The 18,870-nt window shown below is 58.3% G+C and carries 19 protein-coding genes; all 19 read left to right on the forward strand.

The genetic code is table 11. The features are described from left to right. Positions 1-16 precede the first annotated feature (16 nt). On the forward strand, positions 17-1,387 hold the full coding sequence (locus ARC85_RS11540; RefSeq protein ID WP_286714862.1) for an MFS transporter: 1,371 nt from the start codon (positions 17-19) through the stop codon (positions 1,385-1,387). Positions 1,388-1,444: 57 nt separating this feature from the next. Beyond that, positions 1,445-1,969, forward strand: coding sequence for a single-stranded DNA-binding protein (ssb, locus tag ARC85_RS11545; RefSeq protein ID WP_286714863.1), 525 nt, complete (start codon positions 1,445-1,447; stop codon positions 1,967-1,969). 209 nt (positions 1,970-2,178) lie between these two features. Next, positions 2,179-3,105, forward strand: a complete 927-nt coding sequence (locus ARC85_RS11550; RefSeq protein WP_286714864.1) for a type IV pilus biogenesis protein PilM — start codon at positions 2,179-2,181, stop codon at positions 3,103-3,105. Beyond that, the gene (locus tag ARC85_RS11555; RefSeq protein ID WP_219194232.1) at positions 3,105-3,722 is read left to right on the forward strand and encodes a PilN domain-containing protein; all 618 of its coding nucleotides are present in this window, start codon (positions 3,105-3,107) and stop codon (positions 3,720-3,722) included. The genes ARC85_RS11550 and ARC85_RS11555 overlap by 1 nt, the downstream gene beginning before the upstream one ends. Beyond that, positions 3,719-4,408 carry a type II secretion system protein M gene (locus tag ARC85_RS11560; RefSeq protein WP_023007576.1) on the forward strand — a complete coding sequence of 230 codons (690 nt, stop codon included), beginning with the start codon at positions 3,719-3,721 and terminating at the stop codon, positions 4,406-4,408. The genes ARC85_RS11555 and ARC85_RS11560 overlap by 4 nt, the downstream gene beginning before the upstream one ends. A gap of 1 nt (position 4,409) precedes the next feature. Further along, positions 4,410-4,739, forward strand: coding sequence for a hypothetical protein (locus ARC85_RS11565; RefSeq protein WP_286714865.1), 330 nt, complete (start codon positions 4,410-4,412; stop codon positions 4,737-4,739). Next, positions 4,736-6,454 carry a pilus (MSHA type) biogenesis protein MshL gene (mshL, locus tag ARC85_RS11570; protein ID WP_226611596.1) on the forward strand — a complete coding sequence of 573 codons (1,719 nt, stop codon included), beginning with the start codon at positions 4,736-4,738 and terminating at the stop codon, positions 6,452-6,454. The genes ARC85_RS11565 and mshL overlap by 4 nt, the downstream gene beginning before the upstream one ends. Then, the gene (locus ARC85_RS11575) at positions 6,454-7,293 is read left to right on the forward strand and encodes an ExeA family protein (protein ID WP_011784273.1); all 840 of its coding nucleotides are present in this window, start codon (positions 6,454-6,456) and stop codon (positions 7,291-7,293) included. Before mshL ends, ARC85_RS11575 begins: the two co-directional genes overlap by 1 nt. After that, on the forward strand, positions 7,290-8,441 hold the full coding sequence (locus ARC85_RS11580) for a tetratricopeptide repeat protein (RefSeq protein ID WP_286714866.1): 1,152 nt from the start codon (positions 7,290-7,292) through the stop codon (positions 8,439-8,441). The genes ARC85_RS11575 and ARC85_RS11580 overlap by 4 nt, the downstream gene beginning before the upstream one ends. Next, the gene (locus ARC85_RS11585) at positions 8,438-10,207 is read left to right on the forward strand and encodes a GspE/PulE family protein (RefSeq protein WP_286714867.1); all 1,770 of its coding nucleotides are present in this window, start codon (positions 8,438-8,440) and stop codon (positions 10,205-10,207) included. Before ARC85_RS11580 ends, ARC85_RS11585 begins: the two co-directional genes overlap by 4 nt. Next, the gene (locus ARC85_RS11590) at positions 10,207-11,436 is read left to right on the forward strand and encodes a type II secretion system F family protein (protein ID WP_014420507.1); all 1,230 of its coding nucleotides are present in this window, start codon (positions 10,207-10,209) and stop codon (positions 11,434-11,436) included. Before ARC85_RS11585 ends, ARC85_RS11590 begins: the two co-directional genes overlap by 1 nt. A 57-nt stretch (positions 11,437-11,493) precedes the next feature. Continuing rightward, entirely contained in the window at positions 11,494-12,018 is a 525-nt protein-coding gene (locus ARC85_RS11595) for a hypothetical protein (protein WP_286714868.1), read from the forward strand. 35 nt (positions 12,019-12,053) lie between these two features. Next, positions 12,054-12,590, forward strand: a complete 537-nt coding sequence (locus tag ARC85_RS11600; RefSeq protein WP_286714869.1) for a prepilin-type N-terminal cleavage/methylation domain-containing protein — start codon at positions 12,054-12,056, stop codon at positions 12,588-12,590. 47 nt (positions 12,591-12,637) lie between these two features. Continuing rightward, on the forward strand, positions 12,638-13,105 hold the full coding sequence (locus ARC85_RS11605; protein ID WP_286714870.1) for a type II secretion system protein: 468 nt from the start codon (positions 12,638-12,640) through the stop codon (positions 13,103-13,105). Between the two features lie 125 nt (positions 13,106-13,230). Further along, a complete protein-coding gene (locus tag ARC85_RS11610) occupies positions 13,231-13,677 on the forward strand; it encodes a type II secretion system protein (RefSeq protein ID WP_286714871.1) in 447 nt (148 codons plus the stop codon). Next, on the forward strand, positions 13,677-14,165 hold the full coding sequence (locus ARC85_RS11615) for a type II secretion system protein (RefSeq protein ID WP_286714872.1): 489 nt from the start codon (positions 13,677-13,679) through the stop codon (positions 14,163-14,165). Before ARC85_RS11610 ends, ARC85_RS11615 begins: the two co-directional genes overlap by 1 nt. Continuing rightward, complete coding sequence (locus ARC85_RS11620) at positions 14,165-14,935, forward strand: type II secretion system protein (protein ID WP_286714873.1); 771 nt, start codon at positions 14,165-14,167, stop codon at positions 14,933-14,935. Before ARC85_RS11615 ends, ARC85_RS11620 begins: the two co-directional genes overlap by 1 nt. Beyond that, the gene (locus ARC85_RS11625; protein ID WP_113880433.1) at positions 14,925-15,335 is read left to right on the forward strand and encodes a hypothetical protein; all 411 of its coding nucleotides are present in this window, start codon (positions 14,925-14,927) and stop codon (positions 15,333-15,335) included. Before ARC85_RS11620 ends, ARC85_RS11625 begins: the two co-directional genes overlap by 11 nt. A gap of 23 nt (positions 15,336-15,358) precedes the next feature. Next, positions 15,359-18,868, forward strand: coding sequence for a DUF6701 domain-containing protein (locus ARC85_RS11630; RefSeq protein WP_286714874.1), 3,510 nt, complete (start codon positions 15,359-15,361; stop codon positions 18,866-18,868). Positions 18,869-18,870: the final 2 nt, after the last annotated feature.

Below are 18,870 nucleotides of genomic sequence, written 5' to 3' on the forward strand. Positions count from 1 at the left end.
AACCGCACGGGTAGGCATGAACGCGCTCGAAAAACGCTCAGTTGTGGCTCTGGCTTCGGTATACGCCATGCGTATGCTGGGCCTGTTTATGGTCATGCCCGTGTTTGTGCTGCTGGGTACGGACCTGCAGGGTGCGACGCCGGCGCTATTGGGCCTGGCGATTGGTGCTTACGGCCTGAGTCAGGCGCTGCTTCAGATCCCCTTCGGCCTGTTGTCGGATCGGGTTGGCCGCAAGAAGATGATCTACCTGGGGCTTATCCTGTTTGCCAGCGGGAGCCTGCTGGCCGCGTCGACCGACTCCATATACGTTGTGATCGCTGGTCGGATTCTTCAAGGTGCCGGTGCCATCGCCAGTGTATTGATGGCACTGCTGTCAGACCTTACCCGAGAGGAAGAGCGCACCAAGGCCATGGCCACGGTGGGCATTTCCATTGGCCTGTCGTTTTCTGTGTCGCTGGTACTGGGGCCGTTGCTGGGCGCGGCCTGGGGGTTGTCCGGTATCTTCTACGTGACGGCAGTGATGGCTCTGTTGGCGCTAATAGTGGTAGCCCGGGTCGTGCCTACGCCACATACCCATAAAGTCAGCGCCGATACCCATCCTGCCCGCGAAATGGTAGGGCGCGTTCTGGCCGATGGCCGCCTGCTGCGGCTCGATTTCGGGATCTTTGTGCTGCATCTTGTTCTGACCGCCCTGTTCCTGGTCTTTCCGACCATGCTTCAGGATCGGTTGGGGCTGGCCAGCAGCTCCCACTGGTGGTTCTATTTGAGTGTGATGGTGCTTTCTTTCTTTGCCATGGTGCCCTTTATCATCATTGGCGAAAAGAAACGTAAAATGAAGCCGATACTGTGCATGGCCATTGCCTTGCTGACAGCGGCAACAGCAACGCTGACTCAGGTGAATACCAGCCTCTGGGCAGCTTGGGGTGTGCTGTTTTTCTTCTTTATGGCGTTCAACCTTCTGGAAGCCAGTCTGCCTTCGTTGATCAGTAAAGAGGCTCCGGCTGCCAGTAAGGGAACGGCCATGGGGGTTTATTCCACCTCCCAGTTTTTTGGTGCTTTTCTGGGTGGAGCTCTGGGAGGTTATCTGCTGCAGAGCGCTGGCGTGGAGGGAGTGCTCTGGTTGATGGCCGGGTGCCTCCTGGTGTGGCTGCTGGCAGCCTTGACCATGCCGGCCCCGAGCTACACGACCAGCCTGGTTCTGGAGCTGAGGGATGCGCTGGAAAATACCTTTGACGACGTGGACCGTCAGCTACGAAGGCTGCCGGGCGTGAAGGACGTTGTGATTGTTGAAAATGCATCGACAGCCTACCTGAAGGTGGACCGTCAGCATTTTCGGGAAGATCAGCTTGCGGACTTTGAATTTGTCCGGCAGGGTAAGAGTTCTTAAACACAGGATGCTGGCATGGATGGCTGGCACTCCGCAAAACATGATCAGGAGCATACGATGGCACGAGGCGTAAACAAGGTAATTCTCATTGGTAACCTGGGGCAGGACCCGGACACCCGCTATACCCCCAACGGCAATGCCGTGGTCAACCTGAACCTTGCCACAGACGAGAGTTACAAGGATCGCCAGACCGGACAGCTGGTGCCGAAAACCGAGTGGCATCGGGTTGTGCTGTTCGGCAAGGTGGCTGAAGTGGCTGGGCAATACCTGCGCAAAGGCTCCAAGGTCTACATTGAGGGCAAGCTGCAGACCCGGAAATGGCAGAACAAGGAAGGGCAGGATGTCTACACCACCGAAGTGGTTGTGGATATCAGTGGCCAGATGCAGATGCTGGACAGCCGCGGCTCCGAGGGTGGCATGAATCAAGGGGCGCCCCAGGGGCGGCCGCAGCAACAGCCGCAATACAATGCACCACCCCAGCAGGGTGGGCAGGCCGGTGGCTACAACAACCCACCGCCCCAGCAGCAGGGCGGTGGCATGCCCGAGCCGATTGATGACTTCGACGACGACATTCCCTTCTGACAAATATCAAGTTTGTCCTGAATCAAAAGCCCGCGATTTTTGCGGGCTTTTTTGTTACTGACTTGCAAAATCTCCGTGAAATCAATCAAAAATCCGTGGAGTTACGTTCGGTTTCTCAACTATTATGTAAGTCAGTGTAAAAGTCGGCGATATTTTGAGCATCTCGATGCCTGGTTATCGCGGCAAATACCGTTCACCAAAAGGAAGTCATGACCCTGAGCTCCGTTGTAAACCGAGTCTCCCGCTTGTTTGCGCGGGCAGACAGCAGAACCCCGGTCTGTCTTGAGGTCCGCCCTGACGGCATCGCCTGGGCCAAGGGCTCCGATGGGGTGTGGGCCGAAAGAGGGTTTGTCGATTGTTTGCCGGCCAAGCGTCGCGAAGCGCTCGAGTCTCTCGTTAACGAACAGGGCTGGGCGGGAGCCCCGGCGGTCGTGGTGTTGCCCATCGATCAATACCAGGTTTTCCAGGTGGAACGCCCTGAGGGTATAGAAGACAACGAACTGGCTGATGCCCTGAAGTGGAAGTTGAAAGATTTTCTGGATTTCAGCCCTTCCGATGCGGTTTCTGATGTTTTTGCCTTTCCGGAAGATGCCTCCCGTGGGCGCGGGCCCCTGGTGAACGTAGTTACGGCTCGCAAGTCACTGGTGCAGGAGCTGATGGCACTGGTTGACGGAGGCGGCCTGGAACTGGTGCGGGTGGATATTGCTGAACTTGCACTGCGAAACCTGGCCTCCCGTATGGACACCGCGAACCGTGGTGTGGCGCTGGTCCACCTGCGCGAACGATATGGGCAGATGGTTGTCTGCCGCGGCGATACGCTGTATCTGTCCCGGCGGCTGGACGTGTCCTACGACGATCTGCGGGATGCCGGCCGACAGGAAAACGCGGTGCAGTCCCTCGCCCTGGAGATTCAGCGCTCCATGGATTATTTCGAGAGCCAGTTGGGCCAGGTGCCGCCCGCGACGATCCGCCTGGTGGCGAGAGACTCGGTGCTGCCGCTTACCTCCATGTTGTCGTCCTATGTGGCCGCCTCGATTGAAACTGTCGCCTGGCCGGAGTTTGGACTGGAGCAGGATCTGGATAGCCGGTGTCTCCCTGCCTGGAGTGCGGGCCTGGTCGTCGGGGAGGCTCATTAATGCAGCAGCAGGTCAATCTTTATACCGCCGAGCTGCGGCCAAACAAACAAAAGCTGAACGCCACATCGGCACTGATGGCGCTGGCACTGGTGATTGTGGTGGTTGCCGGGCTTGCCGGCCTGGTTCGTTACCAGAATCAGCAACTGGAGGCTCAGGCTCTGGCCGTAGAGCGGCAAAACAACCAGTTGGAGCAGGTGGTCGCCCGGCTGCAGGATGAGGTTCGGGCTCGTCAGCCGGACCCGGATCTGGAAGCGGCTCTGGCAAGGGTCACGGAAACGATCAGCCGCCGACAACGACTGCTGGGTCGAATCGAAACCCTGGCCATAAGTGGTCATTCCGGATTTTCCGGAAGGTTGTCTGCGTTGGCCCGGCAAGTGCCAGACAATCTCTGGCTGACCGGGATTCGGCTGGAGTCTTTCCCCGCTACCCTGACGCTTAAGGGCCAGACCCGGTCTGCCGACTTGGTGCCCCGTTATCTCGAACGCCTGGGCGAAGAGCCGGCGTTTATTGGTGAAACCTTCTCTGATTTCCGGATCTCGCGCCCGGATGGAGAGGCAGCACGCCAGTGGGTCAACTTTCAGATTGCCACCGAAAACAACGGGGACACAGGCTTATGAGCGTGTTGAAATCCCGATGGGCTGACGGCTGCCAATGGTATAACGACCGGCCGATTCGTGAGCGGGTTCTGGTACTGCTAACGGTGTGCGTGGTGGTGTTTGTTGTTGGCTGGGAACTGCTGGTTGCGCCTGCTGAAGCCCGGAAAAGTCAGCTAAGCAGCCAGTTTCAGGCAGCGCTAACCACACGGGATGCTTTGCTGAGCCAGCAGGAAAGCCTTGATGGACAGCTTGCCAGTGATCCTTCCACCGAGCTGCGGGAAAGGCTTGCAGCGCGGGAAAACCGGCTAAGCAGCCTGAATGAGCAGATTGCTGAAACCACTGGTCAGTTGATTGCACCCCGGGACATGGTGGTTCTGTTAAGAGAAATGCTTGCTGCGCAACAGGGCCTGAAACTGGACTCCATGGAATTGTTGGCTCCGGAGCCGGTGTATGACGAACCGGACACGGCGAATGCTGCCGTCGGTAACGACAAGCCAAAACCCGAGCCGTTGTTGTACACGCACGACGTGGAAATGACCGTGCGCGGCGGCTATCTGGACGTGTTGAACTATCTTGAGCGCCTGGAAGCCATGGATGAACGGCTGGGCTGGTCGCGACTTGAGTATGATGCGGGCACCTGGCCGGACGGCCAGGCCACTATTCGGGTGCGCACGCTAAGCCTGGAGCCTGCGTGGTTGGGGGTGTGATGTGAGTTGGCAAATTGTTGGTACTGCCGTGATCGTGATGGCCGCCGCCGCGGCGTTGCCAGCGCAGGCGTTGCAGGACCCCACCAGGCCGCCGGGTGTTCAGAGCCGTGCTGTGGAGGCAACGCCGCCGCGAACCCTGGAGCTTGGCTCCATTGTGCATGGCGCGGATCGAAGAGTGGCGGTGATTGAAGGCGTTGCCCTGACCGAGGGAGAGAGCCACGAGGGGATTCGTGTGCGCCGGATATACCGCGACCGGGTTGAAATCCTGGATAACGGCCAACAACGGGTGCTGTACCCGGAAACCCTTCCGCAGGTGCGGAGAACCCAATGAAAGACAAGCGGACACCAATGAATGCATTCAGACCGAAGGCCCAGACGGCGCTCGTAGTTGCGCTCTCCCTTTTCATGGCGGCCTGTAGCAACAATCCGTTAATGCGCACCTCGGCGGCGACCTCTTCGGATGTGGCTGACGAAATCGATCGAACCCTGGAACAGGCTGAACAGAGTCAGCGGATAGCCAGTAACGTGAGTGCGGTGCCTGCGCCATCGGCTGCCGATATCAGCAGCCAGTTGTTGCCGCCTCTGAGTAGCAGCCCGCAACAGGATGAGCGCTTCGATGTGAACGCCTCGGATGTTCCGGCCAGTAGTTTTTTTGAGGCACTGGTTGCCGGCACCCGCTATAACGTGGTGGTTCGCCCGGATGTGGCCACGACGGTCAGTCTTCGACTGAGCGATGTGACCGTTCCTGAAGTCATGGACATAGCGGCAGACCTGTATGGCCTGGATATTACCCGTACTGGTCGGCTATATCGGGTGGCGGCCGATCAGGTTCAGACCCGCCTGTTCCCCATCGATTATCTGCACTTCAAGCGCCGTGGCGGCTCCGAAACCCGTGTTAGTTCCGGGCAGGTCAGCAGTTCCCGAAGCAATAGAGAGGGGGCTGGCAGCAACGATAACAATGAAGACAATGAAACCCGCAATCTGGTCGGTACCACGATATCGACTCAGACCGAATCGGATTTCTGGAGTGATATCCGCGACGCCCTGAACATGATCGTAGGCGGTGATAAAGGGCAGGTTGTGGTGAATCCGGGAGCAGGGCTGGTTATGGTCCGGGCTGGCGCCGACGATCTGAGGCTGGTGGAGAGCTATTTGCGCAAGACCGAGCTGATTATGCAGCGCCAGGTTGTGCTGGAAGCCAAAATTCTGGAAGTGGGGTTGAACGAGGGGTACCAGCAGGGTATCGACTGGAATGATGTCCAGAGCTCTGCGGGGCGGGCCGACTACTTCACCAGCCAGTCACTTGGTGGTCAGCAAATTCGGACTCCGGACATCGGCGGGCTTTTCTCGGCAACGGTCAGTGCCGGGGATTTCACCGGGTTGATTGAACTGCTTGGCCAGCAGGGCAATGTGCAGATCCTGTCGAGCCCGAGAATTTCCACGGTTAACAATCAAAAGGCCGTGATCAAAGTCGGCACCGATGAGTTCTTCGTCACCGACATTGATTTTGATGACAACAATTCTGCCGTTACCGCCACCGACAGCACATCAACCTCTGTCGAGCTGACGCCGTTCTTTTCCGGCATCTCTTTGGATGTGACTCCTCAGATCGCCGAGGACGGCGCCATCACCCTGCATGTGCATCCATCCGTGAGCGAGGTGGCGGATCAGGAAAAGGTGATTACCATCGGGGAACGGGATGTCACCCTGCCATTGGCCCGCAGCACCGTTCGCGAAACCGATAGCGTCATCCGGGCCGAAAGTGGCCAGATTGTGGTGATTGGCGGTCTGATCCAGAACAGCAGCGAAGACAACAATTCTGCAGTGCCTTTCTTCAGCGAGATTCCACTACTGGGCGAGCTGTTCAAACAGCGCAATTTTGAATCCCGCAAGAGCGAACTGGTTATCCTGTTGCGTCCGGTTGTCGCCAATGCCGGCCAGATGCAGGCCGACGTCAGTGCCTCCCGTGAGCGCATGAATGTATTGCGGGAGCTGCTGAATTCGTCTGAATCCGTCAAGCCACAACCGGAGACTGCGCCGCGCTGATGTATCAGAGCCACTTCGGACTGCAGGAAGCACCGTTTGCATTGACGCCCAACACCCGCTACTTCCTGAGGGCGCCCAGCCATTCCGATGCCCTGGAGCTTTTGCTGGTGGCGCTGAGGCAGCGGGAAGGCTTTATCAAGGTGACCGGAGAAGTCGGCACCGGTAAGACCCTGCTGTGCCGCCTGTTGCTGAATGAACTCGATAAAGAAGCCTGCACGGCCTACGTGCCCAACCCGAACCTTCCGCCGGATACGCTCTACGAGGCCGTGGCGGAGGAACTGGGTGTGGATGTGGCGGTGTGCGCCAACGTCCATCAGATCCTCAAGGCCCTGAACGAGAGACTGATTGCCCTGGCGATGGACCAGAAGCCGGTGGTGCTGGTGATTGACGAAGCCCAGGCCATGCCGGAAGAAACCATTGAAGCCCTGCGCCTGCTCACCAATCTGGAAACCGAAAGCACCCGGCTGCTGCAGATCGTGTTGTTCGGTCAGCCGGAGCTGGACACGACTCTGAGCAAGGACAGTCTGCGCCAGTTGCGCCAGCGCATTACCTTCCAGACTCGCCTGCAACCGCTGAACCGGGATTCGGTAAGCCAGTATCTTCGGCACCGACTCTCCCAGGCGGGGTATAACGGCTCCGACCTGTTCGCGCCAGCTGCTCTCAGAGTGATCTGGCGGGCGTCAGGAGGTATTCCAAGGCTAGTGAATGTGCTGGCACACAAGGCCATGCTGGCGGCTTGGGGGCAGGGGGATCGATTAGTCAATCGCAGGCACGCGCTGCTTGCGGTCAGGGATACCGAAAGCGCCCGTTCCCTCGGACTGTTCGGGAGGTGGTTATGAGCCTGTTGAACGATGCCCTGAGGGCGGCCGAACAGCGGCAGCAACAACCACAGGTGTCGGCGGTGTATACCGGTAACAGCACAACAGCGGGTACGGGATCCGGTGTAAAAGCCGCTTTGCTGCTCGTTCTTGTGAGCTTCCTGGTGTTCGGCGCTGGCGTAGTGTGGTGGTTTATTTCGAAAGGCGAGACGGTTGCCCCAGCGCTTACTGAAGCCAATGTGGCGCCAGCCCCCGTCCCCGAAGATCTTCTCGAAACTCAGACTGTGGCGCAGTTCCGGCCGAATACGGAGGCGGCGAATTCTTCCGCGGTTACACCGCCTGAATCAGTAGCCAGACCTGTTCTTGAACCGGTGGTGACAGCTGAGCCTGCTGTAGCCCCAGAGCCGGCCACCATCGAAACGGTTGAGGAGCCGGTCCGGCACCTGGCAGAACCGACTGAACAGCAGGAGCCAGCCACACCCGAGGTGGCCGTAGCAGAAAAAGCCAACGCGGCGGAGCCTGAGCCGGCTGTCGCCATTGCTGAGCCTGAACCTGCGGCAACGCCGGCCCGGACATCCGTGAAACAATCCCGCGAAACACCGGAAGTGATCGACCTGCGCACCAGCCGTGAGCTGGCCAGTCTGTTGGCGTCAGGGCGCAATGCTGAGGCCGAGCAGTTGCTGGCCACGCTGATTGAAAGCCAACCTGCACCGAACAGCCGGGAAGTGGTTGCCCGTGACCTGCTGGTGCAGGGAGAAGCGGAGCGGGCACTTGGCTGGCTCCCGGCTGCGGTGACTGACGATTACGCCGGCCTGCGCTTGCTCCGGGCCAGAGCTTTACTGGCGCAGGGGCAGCTTGAGCAGGCAGTGGCCACGTTGTCGGCCCGGGTGCCGGCTGTGGCTGATCAGCCAGAGTACCGCATCACGCTGGCTACCTTGCTGCAACAGGCCGGGCAGACGGAGGCCTCTGCCGGTCACTGGGCGGAACTCATTGCCTACGACGACAGTCGCCCAGCCTGGTGGCTCGGCCTGGCTATTGCCCTGGAAACCGGAGGGCGCGGCCGCAGCGCGGCGCAGGCCTACGCCCAGGCTGCAGCCCTGCCGGGCTTGTCTCCGGCGCTGGCGGACTACGCCCGAGAACGCTTGAATGCATTGCAGGCAGGATCATGACCACAGAACCGAAGAAAAAAATTCGCATAGGTGACCTGCTGGTCCAGAACGACGTCATCACCGAACAGCAGCTGATGACGGCGCTGCGTGAGCAGAAGAACACCGGCCGGAAACTGGGTCGTACCCTGATTGATCTGGGCTATGTGGATGAGGATAACCTGCTTAATATCCTCTCCCGCCAGTTGGAGGTGCCGTTCGTACAACTGCGCCACTACCAGTTCAACAGCGAACTGGTAAAGAAGTTGCCTGAGGCCCTCGCGCGCCGGTTCCGGGCGATTGTGCTGGCGGAACAGGGGGGCGAGTTGCTGGTGGGCATGGCCGACCCGCTGGATATTTTTGCCTACGATGAACTGGTGCGGGTGCTCAAACAGCCCATCAAACAGGCAGTTGTTCGGGAAAGCGAACTGCTCAATACGTTGGACCTGGTCTACCGCCGTACCGACGAGATTGCCTCGCTGGCCGAGGAGCTGGAAGACGAGCTGGGCGATGATGCCTTCGACCTGGCGGACCTGTCTGCCGAATCCGAAAGCGCTGATGCGCCGGTGGTCAAACTATTGCAGACTCTGTTTGAGGACGCCGTGCAGGCCCGGAGTTCGGATATTCATATCGAGCCGGATGAGTCGGTGGTGCGTATCCGCCAGCGAGTGGACGGGGTGCTTCAGGAACAGGTGATGAAGGAAAAGCGCGTGAACGCGGCGCTGGTCCTGCGCCTGAAACTGATGGCAGGCCTCAACATTTCCGAGAAGCGGTTGCCTCAGGATGGCCGTTTCAACGTGCGGGTAAAAGGCCGCAGTATCGATGTACGGGTATCCACCATGCCTGTGCAATATGGTGAATCGGTGGTGATGCGTTTGCTGGACCAGAGCCAGGGTATGCTGGATCTTCAGGGTACCGGCATGCCACCGCACTTGCTGGAACGTTTCCGTAAGCTGATCAAAAAGCCCCACGGCATGATTCTGGTAACCGGCCCCACCGGCAGCGGTAAAACCACGACCCTGTATGGCGCGTTAACCGAGCTGAACAAACCTGAGGTCAAGATCATTACCGCTGAAGACCCGGTGGAATACCGGTTGCCACGGATTACCCAGGTTCAGGTGAATCCAAAAATCGGACTGGAATTTGCCAGCGTGTTGCGCGCCTCCCTGCGCCAGGACCCGGATATCATTCTGGTGGGTGAAATGCGCGACCATGAAACCGTCGAGATTGGTTTGCGTGCTGCCATGACCGGTCACCTGGTGCTGTCCACCCTGCACACCAACGATTCCATCAGCAGTGCCATGCGCCTGATTGATATGGGGGCAGAGCCCTTCCTGGTGGCCAGTTCACTGTTGGGGGTGGTGGCTCAGCGCCTGGTTCGGCGGGTATGCGACAACTGCAAAGAGCCGTACCAGCCCACCGAACAGGAGCTGATCTGGCTGCAGTCCTTTGACCTGGATCCACTCGATATTGAAGCCGGCTTTATTCACGGCAAGGGCTGCTATCAGTGCAGCAACACTGGTTACAAGGGCCGGCTGGGCGTCTACGAAATGCTGGAAATGGACGAGGACATGCTGGATGCGCTGCGCCGCAAGGATGTCTCTGACTTTACCCGGGCCGCCCGCCGAAGCCCCATCTATCGGCCTTTGGGGCAGTGCGCCATGGACTATGCTCTGCAGGGGGTGACCTCGTTGCAGGAAGTGGCCCGAGTAGCGGCCACCTCGGAAGCCGACATGTCGGTGGATGCCGATGATCTGGGCGGCGATACCGCCATAGGAGTGGATAGCTGATGCAGTTCAGTTACCGGGGCAAGGACAACCGGGGTGTTGTCCAGCAAGGTTCTCTGACCGCCGCCAATCCGGACGCGGCAGCCAGCGAACTGATGCGCCGTGGTATTACGCCGCTGACCATTCGCGAACAGGAAGATACCTCGTCGGCACTGGACAAACTGAACCAGCTGCCGCTGTTCCGCAAAGCCGTCACGCTGGATGAGCTGATTGTGTTCTGCCGCCAGATGCACGCGCTGACCAAAGCCGGTATCCCGCTGATTCGCACCATGCGCGGACTGGCAGAAACCACGCGCTCGCCGGTGCTGGCGGAGGTGCTGGAGGACATTACCAACCGTCTGGAAGGTGGCACCACCATGGCCACGGCCATGCAGGCACACCCGAAAGTATTCTCCGAACTGTTCATCGCCATGATCCACGTGGGGGAGAACACCGGAATGCTGGACGATTCGTTCAAGCGTCTGTCGGAGATACTGGAGCTGGAACGCGACACCAAACGACGGGTAAAACAGGCACTGCGCTACCCGACGTTTGTGGTGATCGCACTTCTGGCGGCGCTCATGGTGGTGAACTTTCTGGTCATTCCGCGCTTTGCCTCGGTGTTTGCCAAGCTGGGTGCAGACCTGCCATTCCTGACACAGGTACTGGTCGGAACCTCGAATTTTCTGCTGGGATACTGGCCCTTAATGCTGTTTGCGGTGGCTGCTGGTGCTGTGCTGATTCGCCAGTGGAAGCGGACTGAGCAGGGACGGCTGATGTGGGATCGCTACAAGCTGAAGCTGCCCATCATCGGCCCATTGTTGGAGTTGATTACCCTCAGCCGTTTTGCCCGTAACTTTGCCACCATGCTCAAGGCCGGGATGCCGGTCACCCATGCGCTTACGGTGGTTGCCGACGCCACCGACAACGCCTGGATAGGCAGCCATATTAAAGACATGCGGCTTGGTATTGAACGCGGTGAAAGCCTTCTGCGAACCGCGCGACACAGCGAGATGTTCACGCCCCTGATCCTGCAGATGATTGCGGTAGGCGAGGAAACCGGTTCGGTGGATGACATGCTCAATAACGTCGCCGATTTTTACGACGAAGATGTGGACTACGGCCTGAAACGGCTGGCGGAATCCATAGAGCCGATCCTGATCGTGGCCATGGGGATTCTGGTACTGATTCTGGCGCTGGGGGTGTTCCTGCCCATCTGGGACCTGGGAGCCGCCGCCATGGGGCGCGGCTAGGTGCGGGACCGGTTCGGTTTATCCGCTGCCGGCCAAGTACACTTCCGGCGATTACGGATGGCCATCGCCCTGCTGGTGCTGTTTATATTGTGGTGGGTGTTATTGGGTAGGCTGGAAAGCGCGTTGCAACAGGCAGAGCAGCAGAGCGTGGACATGGTACTTACCCAGTTGCGCTCGGCACTGGTGGTCAAGGGCGCGGAAGCCATGTTGAGCCGGGAACAGAGCCTTTCGAAGCTGGAAGGGCAAAACCCGTTCAACTGGGTAGACCATCAATGGGCGAACTATCAGGGCGACTGTCGCCCTGAACAGATAGAGGCCGGGCACTGGTGTTTTGCCAGCCGGCTACAAAAAGAAACAGGCGAAAGGGCTGATGGTTGGTTAATTTATAAGCCAAAGCAGCCGATAAACGTAGAAAATAAACGTGTGGGTGCCGGCAGACCCATCGCCTGGTTAGTAACAACAGAATTTGCTGACCGCAACGGGAATAATCTGCGGGACCAAGACGAGCGGTCAACCGGGCTGAAATTGCAGCCGGTGCCGTTCCGGAAAACCACAGTGAACCAGCAGGACGCCCGGCGCTGAATGGCCAACACAAAGAACTGGCAAGAGGCTGACGAATGACGCAGTACAACAGCAAACAGAAGCAAAAAGGTTTCACCCTGATCGAACTGGTGGTGGTAATCGCCATCCTGGCCATATTGGCAGCGTTTGCGCTGCCGCGGTTTGCGCAGCTTTCGGAGCAGGCGCACCAGTCAAGTATTAAGGGGACGGCAGGAGCGCTGAGCGCGGGCGTTGCACTGGCAAAAGCTCAATGGGTGACAAATGGCTTCACTACCGCCACTGAAGACCTGGCTGGCTTTGGTGACGAGACGGTTAATATATCCGCCAACGGTTGGCCGGTATCCGCTGGCAGCCAGACTTATACCGGCCCGGCGAACGGCGATAATGTCACCATGACAGATGGACGATGCGTGAACGTTTGGGAAGCGTTACTGCAGGCAAATGCGCCCGACGTTGCCGCTTCAGGAACCGGTGTGGATTATCTCGCCAGTGGCTCTGGCAGCCTATGCACCTACACCTATCAGCTCGATAACCAAAGCAGCACCATCGAGTACAATGCTGCCAACGGCGAAATTACGACAACCATTAACTGATAACCGCAGATACCTACGGCAATAAACGGAGTAATAGGATGAATTCAATGACAGCAATTGCAGCACGTAAAGAAAAAGGTTTCACCCTGATCGAACTGGTTATGGTGATTGTGATTCTGGGCATACTGGCGGCGTTTGCTTTGCCCCGGTTTGCTGATTTTGGAGGTGATGCAGAAAAAGCGGCCAGAGCCGGCGTTGTAGGCGCTATGAAATCGGCCGTTGGGATCACGCGAGCCCGGTGTCTGGCAAGTTCGAGTTGTGACCAATCCGCCGCAACTGGCGAGACAGTTGCTCTTGAGGGCGTAACAATTAATTTGGCCTACGGTTATCCTAATGCTTCGAATGATGGAATAGTTGCAGCGGCTCAGATAGATGCCGGAACTATCACTCACGCTAGTGGAGTAACCACGATCGAGTTAGATAGCGATTGCACAATTACGTACACAGAAGCAACGGATGATGGCAGTGGTAATATAACTCCTCCGCAGTATGCAGGCACTACTACTTGTAATTAACGTCGACTTTAAAATTGCGGGCGGGCTGCGAAGGAGCATTGGGCAAAGGCAGACAGAAGCTTGATAGCAAGTGGATTATGTTTTTAGCCCGACACGAGTCGAGTCGTTTGGAGTCTGGAGGGGGTATGGGAAATGTTGGAACCCCAAGTTCGTCGGGCTTTACCCTCGTAGAGCTCGTGATGGTCATCATCCTGATCGGGGTCCTCTCCGCCCTCGGTGTTGGCCTGTTCGCCAGAAGCTCGGCCTTCTCCCCTTTGCTGGCCGCCCAGCAACTGGAATCCGCCACGCTGCTTGCCCAGCAGGCAGCGCTGGCGGGTAACACCACCCAGAACACGCTGACCGTGACATCGACCTCCAGCGAATTTCTGTTTGCCGTGGGCTCACGGGAGCCTTTCCGGATTGACAGCGGAGGGACCTCCCTGTCGGTCACCGGCGCCACCTTTCCCATTACTTTTGATCATTACGGCCGTCCGCAAACCTCGGGTAATACCGTTCAGTTTACCTTTTCCGGCGAATCCACTTTTCGGGTTTGCCTGAGCCCACTTGGGGCGATTTACCGGGGGCCGTGCTGATGCATGTCCAACGTGGAGCCACCCTGGTGGAACTGGTCATGGCCATCGTGATTATCAGTGTTGCCATTGCCGGTGTCGTCGGGGCATTCTCCCTGATTGCCGGGCGCAGTGCCGATCCGCTCAACCAGACCCGGGCAATTGCCTTGGCACAGTTCTACATGGATGAGGTGCTGTCTCGGAAGTATGATGACAAGACTTTGCCGGGGGGCGTTCCAAAGGAAGTTGGCTGCACGATCGACACGGAAGAGTCACAGCGTGAGGATTACAACGATGTGGATGACTACAACGCGATCAACAACGCATTGCCTGCCAATGCGCAGGGCGGCTCCCTTGGCAGCCAATACTCCGACTTCCGGGTTTCCATCAGCATAACCTGTGCGGGCGCTGAAGTGGGACTGCCCCCTGATGAGGCCAAGCGGATCGATATCACCATCACGGATCCCTCCGCTAACGACTACCGCTTCACCGCCTACCGAGCGAATTACTGATGCGCCGGGCAGCAGGATTCACGTTGGTTGAGCTGGTCATTGTCATCGTACTTTTGGCCATCGTGGCGACCATTTCCGTGCAGTTCGTCGCCCTCTCCACCCGTGGTGCGATTGACGTTAGCGCCCGACAGCAGCGCGCTTTGCAGGGCGTGGTGATCAGTGAACAGATAAGCCGGGAGCTTCGGGAAGCCTTCCCGTTATCCATTCGCGTTGCGGACAATTGTCTGGAATGGCTGCCAATTGAGGCCGGCACGGCCTACACCGATCTTCCCGATGGCGGCAACACGATCGCCGTAGCACCGTTTGCCAATACGCCCCCCAATGGATCTACCCGGGCGGTGGTCTATGGTTATGGCACCTCTGCGGATTCACTCTATGGCAGTGCCAGTCCGGGACCAGTATCGCCAACCATCGCCAGTATCGACAATTCAGTGTCTCCAGCTCAGATTAACCTTGGCGCCAATCATCGTTTCGGGGAACGGTCACCGCAGCGTCGGCTCTTCGTGGTGGCGCAGCCTGTCAGCTTGTGCCAGAGCGGTCAGTTTCTATACCGCTACAGCGGCTATGCCCCATCGACCACACAGCCAACTCCCCCGTCGGTGACGCCTCAGATTCTATCGGCCAATCTTGCCGGTACGGCCCAGTTCCAATACACGCCACCCAGTTTTCGGCGTGCGGCAGTCGTGCAGTTCACCTTTTCTTTGAAGGATCCTCAGGGTGATGAGACCACCACGGTTAGCCAGGAGGTGCAGATCCGCAATGTACCCTGATTCTTATCCCGGCCGGGAGACCGGTGCAGGTCTCCCGGTAGCGCTGTTTATTATTACGGTACTGGCCCTGCTGGTAGTGGGCATGGCGCAGCTACAGGAGAGTAGCGGGCAGGCGGTAAGCCTGCAGATACAGTCCCAGCGAGCGTTCTTCGCGGCGGAGAGTGGCGCCCAGGTGGCAGTCAGGGATGTGCTGGAGGGCGGCAGCTGCAGTGCGGTGAACGCATCATTGAATTTTACTGTTTCGGCCCTGAACGGCTGCAGTGCGTCGGTCACCTGCGCCTCGATAGCTGCCGATATCAAAGGCCCCGGAGGCGATACGGTGTTTTCAATTAAAAGCACGGGGCGGTGTGGCAATGGTCCGGATCAGGCCATACGGATAGTGGAGGTTCGCACCCGATGAATCGCACCATGTCACGGACGTTTATGAAAACCCAAAGCTTGTTGCTTTTGGCGTTGCTGTTTTCACTTGTGCCCTTATCGCTCCAGGCACAACAGGTTGTGGAGTTCGATTCTCCTGGTAATGGTTCCTTTACGGTTCCGGCCAACGTTCGATCCATCACGGTTGAGGTTTGGGGTGGTGGTGGTAGTGGTGGGTCGGTTTCCAGGCCTCTCTTTGGAGGCGGCGTGGAGGCTGGTGGCGGTGGTGGAGGAGCGTATGCTTCCCGGTCGTTCGGGGTTTCAGTTGGCCAGACTTTTGCCTACCGGGTTGGTTCCGGCGGAAGCAATTCAGCCGCAGGCGACAGCTCCTGGTTTGGCAGTCCGTCAACACTGCTCGCACAGGGTGGTGCTGGCGTAAGCACTAACAATACGTCGGGTGGCGCTGGTGGACGTGCGGTCTCGAGCGTCGGAGATGCGGTGTTCAGTGGTGGTCGAGGTGCCAACGCCCGTGGAGATGGTGGTGGCGGTGGTGGTTCCGCAGGCTCTGGTTCTGCGGGAAACGATGGCGCGGGCAGTACGGGCGGGAGCGCAGTGGCTGGAGGCGGGGCCGGCGGCAACGGCAGTTCCGGTGGAAGCGGGGCGCCGGGTAGTGTGCCCGGTGGGGGTGGAGGTGGTGCCGCCTGCAGTTTTCTAGTCTGTTTGTCGGCAAATGGTGGTGCAGGAGCATCCGGACGAGTGCGAATCACCTACACCGTTGAAGACCCTAAACCGGCAATCTGTTTCAGCGAAGAGTTCTCTGGGGGGGCTCTCAATACCGATGACTGGGCAACCTCCGTCTCCAGGGGGAGTTTCAGGCCTGGCATTGTTGGTGGCAGGCTGAGGCTGACTGAGGCTGTAGGGAACCAGGCGACAGCAGTCAGTTTACAGCGCTTGTTCCCCGGTGCAGATAACCTTATCCAGGTCGAATTTGACTACTACGCCTACGATGGCAATGGCGCCGATGGCGTCGCGATCGTTTTCTCTGATGCGTCGATCACACCGCAGGCGGGTGGTTATGGCGGTTCGCTCGGCTATGCACAGGAGCCAGACAGAACCGGGGGCTTCGCTGGCGGTTGGCTTGGCATAGGTATTGACGAGTACGGCAACTATTCGAACTGGAGCGAGGGTCGTCAGGGCGGCAAACGTGGACGAACGCCCGACTCAGTGGCAGTGCGCGGCGCCGCAGATTTGAATTATCAGTACATCGCAGGCTCCGATGCCTTGTTCCCCGGCATTGATGCGACCGGCAGGAATGCACCTCACCGTTACCGGATAACCATCGACTCACGAGGCGCTCTCCCTGTTCTCCTGGTTGAGAGAGACACCACTGCCACGGGCACCGACTATCAGGAGATCATCTCGGTAACGCTCACTGGCCAGCAAGCGGATGTTCCGGAGAACCTGTTCTTTTCCCTGACCGGCTCCACGGGTGGCTCAACAAATATCCATGAGCTCGATGGTCTGGAAATCTGCGCAGACAAGGTGGGCGAAATCCAGCGACGAGTGGACCACTTTGAAATCATACACAGTGGCAGAGGCCTGACCTGTAAGCCTGAGACCGTGAGAATTCGCGCCTGCGACGACGCGGCCTGCAACGCTTTCTTCCCTGATCCTGTGGAAGTGACTTTGTCTCCGTCTGGCTGGGTAGGGGGAGACACCTTCACGATGAATGGTGAGACCACTCGTTCATTGGCGATTACCTCACCTGGCACCGTCACTTTGGGGGTTCCTTCGTCGGATCCCGGTACGGTGGCATTTTCGCAGACTCTCTGTGATGACGGTTCCGGCACGTTGGCAGCGGATCAGTGCGATATGACATTCTTTGACTCGGGATTTGATATTGCGGTGCCGGATCACATTGCGGACACCGTTGTTACGGCCAGTATCGCGGCCGTGCGCAAGGATGACAGTAGTCAACGCTGTGTTCCCGGTTTTGACGAGGAAACAAAAAACGTTGCACTCTGGTCTTCCTACATCAACCCGTCCTCTGGTGATCAGAGTGTGGTCTTAGATGAGGATGGCAGCGAGTTACCATTCTTTGTCTCCGGAACCAAGCCACTGTTCTTTGATGCCAATGGCCTGGCAACGGTGAGTATTCGATATCCGGATGTCGGGAGGATCCGTCTCAATGCCCGTTACCAAGGCTCCGGCGATGATGCTGGCCTGGAAATGGTAGGCGATGGTGAATTTGTTGCCCGCCCGGATCATTTCCAGCTGACGATTCCGGGTAATCCGGCAGCGACCTCGGTTCAGGACGACAATGCCTTTGTAGCGGCCGGTGATGATTTCGAGGTTCGTGTTTCGTCTATCAATGCCAGCGGCAACGTGACACCAAATTTTGGCCAGGAAACGCCCGCTGAAGACGTTGTGCTGGAGGCCTCCCTGGTGGCGCCATCGGGCGGAGACAGTCCCGCACTTTCCGGCTCCTTTGGTGACTTTGGTCAGGATTGTACTGGTGCCCCGGCTGCAGGTGGCACCGCTTGCGGCCAGTTCCATTGGCCAGAGGTGGGCATCATCAGCATTACTCCTGAGCTGGCCAGTGGTGGTTATCTGGGCACCGCTAATGTTATTGGTAACGCGGTCAGCCATGTGGGACGTTTCGTTCCCGACCGTTTTGGCGTCACGATTACGGAGCCGGGTGAGATCGAGGCTTATTGCGACATTTCTGCCGCATTCTCCTATATCGGCAAGCCGTTTAAGTGGCTCAGCGGCGTCGAACCCGCGCTGTTGGTGGAGGCCCTGAATGTGGGGGGAGCCGTCACACGGAATTATACGCTGGGTGATTTCCTGCGGTTGTCGCCGGGAAGCCTTGTGCGAACGCCAGCAGTAGCTGATAACAGCGGTCTGGATGCTAACGGCGCTCCCTTTCCTGTCAGCACGAATCTCGCCAATCCGACTTTGTCCGTGATCGGGCGAGGCCAGTTGCAATATCGGTTCTCTTCATTGGATGAGATTACCTATAACAAAACGGTACAGACGCGGGTGGCGCCGTTTACACCGGACTATTCCATTGAACTGACACAGCTGCAGGATGCAGACAGCGTGTCAGCGCCGCTGTTGCCAACGAATTTGTTACCCGTTATGAACTTCGAATTGCGATATGGCAGGCTGCAACTGGAGAATGTATACGGCCCGGAAACCGTTAATCTGGCAATGCCGCTCCAGATTGACTATTACACGGCAGCCGGCTTCACCCGGAATCTGGCGGACAGTTGTTGGGGCTACAACACGGGTAGTGTCACTCTGGATCAGTCAGGCCTCTCCGGGGGCAGTACCTCGGTTGTGCCGGTCTCGGGGACGATGGATATGGGAGGCTCGGCCACGGGCAGTGAGGTTGTTCTGGCGGCGCCAGGCGAGCCAAACCGGGGGGACGTCAGGGTCAGTTTTCCGGTGCCGGTCTGGCTACAGGGAGACTATGATGGTGACGGTTCACTGGGGGACCCGTCAGGGGTGGCCACCTTCGGCGTCTACCGCGGCCACGACCGTATCATTTACTGGCGGGAGGTGACCGAGTGAGG

Origin of the sequence: Marinobacter sp. tcs-11 (genome assembly GCF_002049515.1) — a bacterium.
In the GTDB taxonomy this organism is placed as follows: Bacteria; Pseudomonadota; Gammaproteobacteria; order Pseudomonadales; family Oleiphilaceae; genus Marinobacter; species Marinobacter nauticus.